The organism is Mesorhizobium sp. M7A.F.Ca.US.002.01.1.1 (assembly GCF_004022955.1).
GTDB classification, from domain to species: Bacteria; Pseudomonadota; Alphaproteobacteria; order Rhizobiales; family Rhizobiaceae; genus Mesorhizobium; species Mesorhizobium ciceri.
In genome coordinates, this window is record NZ_RZQE01000237.1 from 1 (window position 1) to 8,839 (window position 8,839).

The 8,839-nt window shown below is 63.1% G+C and carries 9 protein-coding genes; 8 read left to right on the plus strand and 1 reads right to left on the minus strand.

What is annotated here, in order from left to right; genetic code table 11:
- A partial coding sequence (locus EN932_RS21395; RefSeq protein ID WP_164890561.1) for an AEC family transporter occupies positions 1-734 on the plus strand: 734 nt, incomplete at its 5' end.
- Here EN932_RS21395 and EN932_RS21400 read toward each other — a convergent pair.
- Positions 711-1,922, minus strand: a complete 1,212-nt coding sequence (locus EN932_RS21400; protein WP_127368241.1) for a UbiH/UbiF family hydroxylase — start codon at positions 1,920-1,922, stop codon at positions 711-713. The two genes, EN932_RS21395 and EN932_RS21400, sit on opposite strands and share 24 nt — an antisense overlap.
- Before the next feature lie 70 nt (positions 1,923-1,992).
- Between EN932_RS21400 and EN932_RS21405 the strand changes: the two genes are divergently transcribed.
- The 7 genes from EN932_RS21405 to EN932_RS21435 all read left to right on the plus strand — a co-directional run.
- On the plus strand, positions 1,993-2,931 hold the full coding sequence (locus tag EN932_RS21405; RefSeq protein ID WP_127368240.1) for a DUF2182 domain-containing protein: 939 nt from the start codon (positions 1,993-1,995) through the stop codon (positions 2,929-2,931).
- A gap of 14 nt (positions 2,932-2,945) precedes the next feature.
- On the plus strand, positions 2,946-3,560 hold the full coding sequence (locus EN932_RS21410) for a DUF1326 domain-containing protein (protein WP_013531653.1): 615 nt from the start codon (positions 2,946-2,948) through the stop codon (positions 3,558-3,560).
- Between the two features lie 23 nt (positions 3,561-3,583).
- Positions 3,584-4,390, plus strand: a complete 807-nt coding sequence (gene pcsA, locus EN932_RS21415) for a phosphatidylcholine synthase (RefSeq protein ID WP_164753758.1) — start codon at positions 3,584-3,586, stop codon at positions 4,388-4,390.
- 57 nt (positions 4,391-4,447) lie between these two features.
- On the plus strand, positions 4,448-5,425 hold the full coding sequence (locus EN932_RS21420) for a quinone oxidoreductase (RefSeq protein WP_127368238.1): 978 nt from the start codon (positions 4,448-4,450) through the stop codon (positions 5,423-5,425).
- 133 nt (positions 5,426-5,558) lie between these two features.
- Positions 5,559-7,136 carry an ABC transporter ATP-binding protein gene (locus EN932_RS21425; RefSeq protein WP_164753752.1) on the plus strand — a complete coding sequence of 526 codons (1,578 nt, stop codon included), beginning with the start codon at positions 5,559-5,561 and terminating at the stop codon, positions 7,134-7,136.
- Complete coding sequence (locus EN932_RS21430; protein ID WP_027161611.1) at positions 7,133-8,263, plus strand: ABC transporter permease; 1,131 nt, start codon at positions 7,133-7,135, stop codon at positions 8,261-8,263. The genes EN932_RS21425 and EN932_RS21430 overlap by 4 nt, the downstream gene beginning before the upstream one ends.
- The coding region (locus tag EN932_RS21435; RefSeq protein ID WP_164890562.1) for an ABC transporter permease at positions 8,263-8,839 on the plus strand (577 nt) is incomplete at its 3' end. The genes EN932_RS21430 and EN932_RS21435, both read left to right, overlap by 1 nt.

Here is an 8,839-nt window from a genome sequence, read left to right on the forward strand (position 1 = left end):
TTTCCTTGATGTTCATGGGGTCGGTCCTGACCTCGCGCGGCGAGATAGCGCAATCGACCATCAAGGCGCTCGCGGCCGCCTATGGCAATATCGGCTATATGGGACCGGGCCTGGCATTGCTGGCCTTCGGCGAGGAGGCGGCTGTGCCGGTCGCCTTGATCTTCTGTTTCGAGAACATCATGCATTTCGCCATCGCGCCCATGATGATGGCGCTGTCTGGCGACGAGAAGACCACTCCTCTCCGGCTTGCGCTCGGCGTCGTGCGCAAGATCGTGCTGCATCCGTTCATCATCGCAACCACCCTGGGTGTCGGCGCCGCCTATATCGGCTTTCGACCGCCCGTGCCGGTGGAGCGATTTCTAGAATATCTTTCCCGTGCGGCCGCACCTTGCGCGCTGTTTGCCATGGGCGTCACGCTGGCGCTCAGGCCGCTCAATCGCGTCCCGCATGAGATGGTTCCGATCGCCGCGCTGAAGCTGATCCTGCACCCGTTGCTCTGTTATGTCGTGCTGAGCTGGATCGGCAATTTCTCTGAGACATGGGTCTTCTCGGCGGTGCTTCTGGCCGCATTGCCGACCGCCACGAACGTCTTCGTCATCGCCCAGCAGTATGGCGTCTGGGTACAGCGAGCGTCGGCCAGTGTGCTGATCACTACCTGCCTGTCGGTCGTGACCGTTACCGGGCTGCTCTACCTGATCCGGCACAATATCCTAGCGCCGGACCTGTTTCCCTAACCCGCCGGCAAGCGCGGCAAAACCGCTGCCGGGACGAAGCCCCTCGCGCATGAAAAAAGCCCGAAGCGGCGCGAAGCCTCCGAGCACGCCGAGCCCGGCAACGCGGGCCATCTGCGCCGGCAGCATGTCGGAAAGCAGCGACATGTTGAGCAGGTTGACCGCGCTGCTGCGCGCCAGAATGTCGGGGCGGCGCTTGAAATCGTAGGCTGCAAGCGCCTTGGCTGCGCCCGGATCGGATAGATTTTCACAAGCGATTCCAATTAGATCGTCGACGTCTCTGATGCCGAGGTTGAGGCCTTGCGCACCGATCGGCGGAAACACATGGGCGGCTTCGCCGACCAGCGCCACCCGATCCCTTGCGAAACGCAGCGGCGTCACCGCCGATAGCGGGTAGATCTGCCGGCCCGGCTCGACAGCCACCCGGCCCAGCATCGACTGCATCTGCTGTTCGACCCGCTGAGAAAGTGTCGCATCGTCCAGCGCGGCGAGCTCGGTCGCGGTCTCGGGCTTGACCACCCAGACCAGGCTGGAGCGATTGCCGGGCAGCGGGACCTGCGTGAACGGACCGGTCTCGGTGTGGAATTCGGTCGAGGTGAAGGCGTGGTCGCCGCTATGGCCGAAATTGAGGACGAGAGCTGCCTGCGGATAGGAGCGGGCCGAAGTCGAGATGCCGGCTGCCTGGCGCGCCGGTGACAACCGCCCATCGGCGGCGACCGCCAGCGCTGCGTCGACCGTGCTGCCGTCGGCGAGGCCGGCACGGACGTGCTCGGCATCGAGATGCCAGTTCGCCACCATCGACCTCAGCCAGTCGATGCCGGGATGCGCAGCAACGGCGCCGGCGAGTGCCGGGGTGAGGACGCTGTTGGGAAGGTTCAGCCCGAATTCATCCTCGTCGATCTCGCTGGCACGGAAGGTGACGACCGGGCTGCGGATCAGCCGGCTGGTGGCGTCGACGATGCGCATCACTTTCAGAGGCGCCGCCTTGGATATGACGGCTTCGAGCACGCCGAGCCGGTCGAGCACTTTCAAGGCAGGGTTCATCAGGGCCGTCGTGCGACCATCGGGGGCGGTGGCCTCCGGCCCGACCAGTGTCACCGGGAAACCTTCGGCGGCAAAACCCAGTGCCGCGATCAGCCCTGCCGGCCCCGTGCCGGCAACCAGTATCCGCGCAGTTTGCTGATGCTCCAAGATCGGCTTCCGGCTTGCAATGCGAGGCGGTCCACCCGACCTGCCGTTCGATCAGCATATAGGTCAGATCATGCCGCTTGATCAACGCGGCGATTCGGCCCATTCGGATGTCATGACCGGCCAGCAGGACGACTTCAGCCATCTCGACCGCGCCGGCCGCGCCATGGCCGGCATCGCGCGCAATCCCCGGGTCACGGTAAACGTCGTTGTCGGCGCTTGCATCCTGCTTGCATGGCTGTCTCTTGCGGCGATGGCAATCCGCGGGGCTGAAACAGGGATTGCGGGCGTCGGCGCCCCTGGCGACACGATCCTTCGCAGCCTGCCGCAACTGCCGCTGCCCTATTTCCTGGAACGGTTCTTTGTGCTGTGCCTCTCACCGGTGCCTTTGGACGCAGGTCTCGGCTTGCAGGCCGGCGCGCTCGTTTCGATGTGGTTCCTGATGGCGATCGCGACGATGCTGCCTTCGGCGGCGCCGATGATACGCACCTATTGCGAGATCGCTGACACGGCACGCATCAAGGGCGAACCGGTCGTTCACCCGCTGCTGCTGGTCGCCGGCTATCTCAGCGTCTGGCTCGCCGCTTCAATTGCGTTCGCGGCGCTGACCTTGGCCGTCCATGCATTCGCTTCGTCAGCCGGGATGCTCGATCCGGTCGTCGGCATTGCCGGTGCGCTCGCTCTGCTGATTGCCGGCCTCTACCAGTTCAGCGGCTTGAAGGAAGCTTGCCTGAAGAAATGCAGGAACCCGTTCTCGATCCTTTTCGCGAGCTGGAGCGCAAGGCCCCTTAACATCTTTCGGCTCGGTGCCGCGCAAGGTCTGTGGTGTCTGGGCTGCTGCTGGGCCTTGATGCTGGTGATGTTCGCCGTTGGCGTCATGAACGTTTTCTGGATGGCGTTGATCGGCCTGTTCACCCTGATCGAAAAACAAACGGCCAGCAGGGTTCCAACCCGGCTGGCCGGTGCGATACTGCTTGTCTGGGCAGCCGCGCTGCTAGTAGTCTCGCTGTGAGTGGGGGAAAATCGATGGCAGACCAGAGCTGGGCGATGAAGGGAGAGCTCGTACTCTCCTGCAATTGCACGGTTTTTTGCCCTTGCGTGCTCTCGCTTGGCAATCATCCGCCGACCGAAGGCTATTGCCAGACATGGGCCGGGTTTCGCATCGATGCCGGCCATTTCGGTGAGGTCGATCTGTCCGGGCTCAATCTTGGGCTGATCATGGAAATCCCAGGCTATATGAGCCGCGGCAACTGGACCGCGGGCCTGTTCATCGACAGCCGCGCCTCTGTCTATGCGGTCAAGGCGCTGACAAAGATCTTCACGGGCAAGGCAGGTGGAACCACATCGCTGCTCTCAATCCTCGTCGGCAAATTCCTCGGTGTCGAGCAGGTGCCGATCACCTATGAGACGCGTGACAAAACGCGTATCTTCCAGATACCCAGGATTATCGACGGAGCGGTCACACCCATCCAAGGCAAGGACCGTGACAAGGATACGGTGATCAGCAATTCGGAATACTGGATCGCGCCCGAGATCATCGTGGCCAGGTCCGACAAGAGCAAGATGCGGGCTTTTGGCCGCAACTGGAATTTCGCCGGCCGTTCGGCCGAAATCTGCAAGCTGGATTGGCGGGGCCCGTGAGCAAGAACACAACGGCCAGGAATTTGGCAGCACGAAAAGCCGCCAAAAAGATCACGGACCGGATTCCGCGCCCGAAGAAGAAGGTCACCTGGCCGCAGGCGAGGGCGTTCTCCGTCCACCTTTTGACCGCCTCGGGGTCGTTCCTGGCCTTCCTGTCGCTCGTGGCGGCAAGTGAAGAGCGCTGGACCGCAATGTTCTGGTGGCTCGGGCTGGCCCTGTTCGTCGACGGCATCGATGGGCCGATCGCCAGAAAACTCGAGGTCAAGGAGATCCTGCCGACATGGTCGGGCGAACTGCTCGACAACATCATCGACTACGTGACCTACGTGCTGATCCCGGCCTTCGCGCTCTATCAGCGCGGCTTCATGGGCGAGGGCCTGTCATTCCTGTCGGCGGCGATCATCGTCGTTTCCAGCGCCATCTACTATGCCGACACCGGCATGAAGACGAAGGAGAATTTCTTCAAGGGATTCCCGGTGGTCTGGAACATGGTGGTGTTCACCCTGTTCGTCATCGAGCCCGGACAATGGGTTTCGTTCGCGGTGGTGGTGGTGGCCGGCGTCCTGACTTTCGTGCCGATCAACTTCATCCACCCGGTGCGGGTGGTGCGGCTGCGGCGCATCAACCTTGGGATGACCCTGTTGTGGTGCGCTTTCGGCGCGCTTGCCCTGGCCCAAGCGGCGCTCGCCGCCTTCTACGATCAGATCGGCGTGCTGGGCGAGCAGGTCAGCACCTTCACCAAGATCGGCATCACCATCACCGGGCTTTATCTTGCCTGCATCGGTGGCATCATGCAGTTCTTTCCCAATCTCGGTGGCAAAAAGGCCTGATCGGCCACTCCCACAGGGAGCCTGGCCCCACAAGCCTAGCCCACAGGAAGCCTAGCAATGTCCAAAGCGATCCGCATTCATGCCAATGGCGGCCCGGAAGTTCTGACCTATGAGGACACTGATCCCGGCCAGCCGGGATCCGGGCAGATCCTGGTCCGGCACACCGCGATCGGCCTCAATTTCATCGATGTCTACCATCGCTCCGGTCTCTATCCGCCACCCGGCGGCTTCCCGCTCGTGCCAGGCAGCGAAGCCGCCGGCGTGGTGCTGGAGGTCGGCCATGGCGTCGACTGGCTGAATCCGGGCGATCGCATCGCCTATGCCGTGACGACGGGGGCTTACGCGCAAGAACGCGTCATCGATGCCAGCCGCGTGGTCAAGGTTCCGGATGGCATCAGCGACGAACAGGCCGCAGCGATGATGCTGAAGGGCATGACCGCGGAATATCTGCTGCGGCGGACGTTCAAGGTGAAGGCCGGCGACACGATCCTGTTCCATGCCGCTGCAGGCGGCGTCGGCCTGATCCTCGGCCAATGGGCAAAACATCTCGGCGCCACCGTCATCGGCACCGCCAGCTCGTCCGACAAGATCGAGCTCGCCAGGGCGCATGGTTTCGATCACGTCATCAACTACAAGGAACAAGATTTCGTCGCCGGCGTCGCCGCCATCACCGGCGGCAAAAAATGCGATGTCGTCTACGATTCGGTCGGCAACGACACGTTTCCGGCTTCGCTCGACTGCCTGCGGCCGCTCGGCATGTTCGTCAGCTTTGGCCAGTCCTCGGGACCTATACCGCCGTTCAGCATGTCGTTGCTGGCACAGAAGGGCTCGTTGTTCGCAACAAGGCCGACACTGTTCGTCTACAACGCAAAACGCGAGGACCTCGACGCTTCTGCTGCCGCCCTGTTCGAGGTCGTGCTCAGCGGCGCGGTCGAGATCCAGATCAACCAGCGCTACGCGCTGAAGGACGCCGGCAAGGCGCATTCCGACCTCGAGGGCCGCAGGACCACAGGGACGACCATTCTCATCCCTTAGTTCGTTCTGCCTTGCTATCCCTTGAATTTCCGCTGAAATTCTTGAAGCTCTTTCAAGACGTGTGCCGCTTTCCGATGAGAGCCGGCCGCGCCTACCATGCCTGCGGGAACACAGAACATGTCTGGCTAACCAGATGGGAGGCACTGTGAGTGCAAATCAGGACGGCACGAACCTGCTTGAGGTGCGTGGCCTCACCAAGATATTCGGCACGCTGACGGCGTGCGATCATATCGATCTCGACATCGCCAGGGGTGAGATCCACGCCTTGCTCGGCGAAAACGGCGCCGGCAAGTCGACGCTGGTCAAGATGCTGTTCGGCTCGCTGGAGCCCAATGCCGGCGAGATCTTCTGGAACGGTCAGGCCGTCAGGATTTCCAGCCCGGGCGTCGCGAAAAAGCTCGGCATCGGCATGGTGTTCCAGCATTTTTCGCTGTTCGAGGCGCTGACCGCGGCCGAAAACATCGCGCTGTCGCTGGATGACGGCTCACCGATCAGCAGCATCGCTGCGAAGGCGAGGGCGCTTTCCTTCAGTTATGGCCTGCCGCTCGACCCTGAATCGCTGGTCGGCGACCTGTCGGTGGGCGAGCGCCAGCGCATCGAAATCATCCGCTGCCTGCTGCAGACGCCGCAGCTCATCATCCTGGACGAACCGACCTCGGTGTTGACGCCGCAGGAAGCCGACAAGCTGTTCGAGACGCTGGAGCGCCTGCGCTCGGAAGGCAAATCCATCCTCTACATCTCGCACCGGCTCGAAGAGGTCAAACGCATCTGCGACCGCGCCACCGTGCTGCGCCACGGCAAGGTGGTCGGCCATTGCAATCCGCGTGAGGAAACAGCCTCTTCGCTGGCGCGAATGATGGTCGGCAACGAGGTGCAGGCCGTGGTGCGCGCGCCGGTCGAGGGCATCGACAAGGCGCAGCCGCTGCTCGAAATCCGCAATCTCAGCCGCCAACCGGCAACGCCGTTCTCGATCCCGCTCAGGGGCATCAACCTGAACGTCCGCGCCGGGGAGGTGATCGGCATCGCCGGCGTCGCCGGCAATGGTCAGGGCGAGTTCTTCGAATCCGTTTCAGGCGAAGTGCTGCAGCAGGATGCCGCCTCGGTGCGCATTCGCGGCAAGGATTCGGGAAGCCTCACCATCACCGGACGGCGCCTGCTGGGCGCTGCTTTCGTGCCGGAGGAGCGCCTCGGCCACGGTGCCGCACCGCGCATGAAGCTTTCCGAAAACCTGCTGCTGTCGCGCCATGCCACCGACGGCAAGGCGTTCGTCGGTTCCGGCGGAATGGTCAAGAGCGCCGCCATCCAGGCCGCGTCCCAACGCATCATCGAGGCGATGGACGTGCGCAAGAGCGCGCCGGATCCGGAGGCCGCGGCTCTTTCGGGCGGCAATCTGCAGAAATTCATCGTCGGCCGCGAACTCGACCGCCGGCCAAGCGTCATGGTGGTGAACCAGCCGACCTGGGGCGTCGATGCGGGCGCTGCCGCCCACATCCGCCAGGCCTTGATCGAGTTGTCGCGCAGCGGATCGGCGGTGCTGGTGATCAGCCAGGATCTCGACGAGCTGTTCGAGATCTCGGATGCGATCGCCGTCATGCACAATGGCGAGTTGTCGAAGCCGATACCGATCGCCGAGGCGACCTTCGAGAAGGTCGGCTTGCTGATGGGTGGCGCCGAACCCGGTCACGCCGAACACACGTTGGAGACGGCATGATGCGCCTCGAACTCGTCAAACGCCCGCAGCGTTCCATGCTGTTTTCGGCCCTGTCGCCGTTCATCGCCTTCGCGCTGACCATCATTGCCGGGGCCGTCATGTTCGCGCTGCTCGGCGTCAATCCGCTGACTGCGTTCAACATCTATTTCATCGAGCCGATCAGCCAAGTCTGGCAGTTGCATGAGCTGGCGATCAAGGCCGCGCCGCTCATCCTGATCGCCGTCGGCCTGTCGGTTTGCTACAAGGCCAACATCTGGAACATCGGCGCCGAAGGCCAGTTCATCCTCGGCGGCATCGTTGGCTCGATGCTTCCAGTACTGTTTCCGCAGTTCGAAGGCCCGCTGGTGCTGCCGTTGATGCTGTTGCTCGGCATGGTCGGAGGTGCGGCCTATGCGGCGATCCCGGCTCTGCTCAAGACGCGCTTCGGCACCAACGAGATCCTGACCAGCCTGATGCTGGTCTATGTCGCGCAACTCTTCCTCGACTGGCTGGTGCGCGGACCGTGGCGCGATCCGCAGGGCCATGGCTTCCCGCAGACCATCCAGTTCAACGATTCGGCCGTGTTGCCGGAACTGATGCCGGATGCCGGACGGGCAAACTGGGGTTTTGTCTTCGCGCTGGTCGCCGCGGTGCTGGTCTGGATCCTGATGAGCCGCATGCTGAAAGGTTTCGAGGTGCGCGTGCTGGGCTCGAGCCCGCGGGCAGGACGCTTCGCCGGCTTCGGCCTCAACCGGATGGTGTTCTTTGCCTTCCTGCTGTCGGGCGCGCTGGCGGGACTTGCCGGTATCTCGGAGGTCTCGGGCGCCATCGGTCAGCTGCAGCCCGTCATTTCGCCGGGCTACGGCTTCACCGCCATCATCGTGGCGTTCCTCGGCCGTCTCAACCCGCTTGGCATCGTTGCCGCCGGACTGGTGCTGGCACTGACCTATCTCGGCGGCGAAGCAGTGCAGAGCGCGCTCGGCATCTCCGACAAGGTGGCGCGGGTGTTCCAGGGCATGCTTTTGTTCTTCGTGCTCGGCTGCGACACGCTCATCCATTACCGCATACGCCTGGTCGGCCTGGCGCTGACCAAACCGGAAGGCGTGGCCAAACTCGAAGCCGCACCGAAGCTGAAGGAAGCCCGTTGATGGACATCACCGTAAACATCCTTCTGACCATCGCCACCGCGGCAACGCCGCTGCTGATCGCGGCAATCGGTGAGCTGGTGGTCGAGCGCTCCGGCGTACTCAATCTCGGCGTCGAAGGCATGATGATCATGGGCGCCGTCGGCGGCTTCGGCGCAACCTATCTCACCGGATCGCCCTGGATCGGCCTTTTGGCGGCCATTGCCATGGGCGCGGTGTTCTCGCTGCTGTTTGCCGTCATGACGCTGTCGCTGGCCACCAATCAGGTGGCGACCGGCCTGTCGCTGACGCTGCTCGGCCTTGGCCTGTCCGGCATGATGGGCACCAGCTTCGTCGGCCAGCCCGGCGAAAGGCTGCCCAACCTCGACATTCCCGGCCTGACGGAAATCCCTGTGGTCGGCAGGCTGCTGTTTGGCCAGGATCCGATCTTCTACATTTCGATCGCGCTGACCGCCGCCGTCATGTGGTTCCTGTTCAAGACCCGCACCGGGCTGACGCTGCGTTCGATCGGCGACAGCCACACCTCGGCGCATGCGCTTGGCATCAAGGTCATCCGCTACCGATACCTCGCGGTCATCT

Coding starts and splice junctions, on each gene's coding strand:
- EN932_RS21430 (WP_027161611.1), top strand. CDS start 7,133: ATGATGCGCCTCGAACTCGTCAAACGCCCGCAGCGTTCCATGCTGTTT.
- EN932_RS21420 (WP_127368238.1), top strand. CDS start 4,448: ATGTCCAAAGCGATCCGCATTCATGCCAATGGCGGCCCGGAAGTTCTG.
- EN932_RS21425 (WP_164753752.1), top strand. CDS start 5,559: ATGGGAGGCACTGTGAGTGCAAATCAGGACGGCACGAACCTGCTTGAG.
- EN932_RS21405 (WP_127368240.1), top strand. CDS start 1,993: ATGCCGCTTGATCAACGCGGCGATTCGGCCCATTCGGATGTCATGACC.
- EN932_RS21410 (WP_013531653.1), top strand. CDS start 2,946: ATGGCAGACCAGAGCTGGGCGATGAAGGGAGAGCTCGTACTCTCCTGC.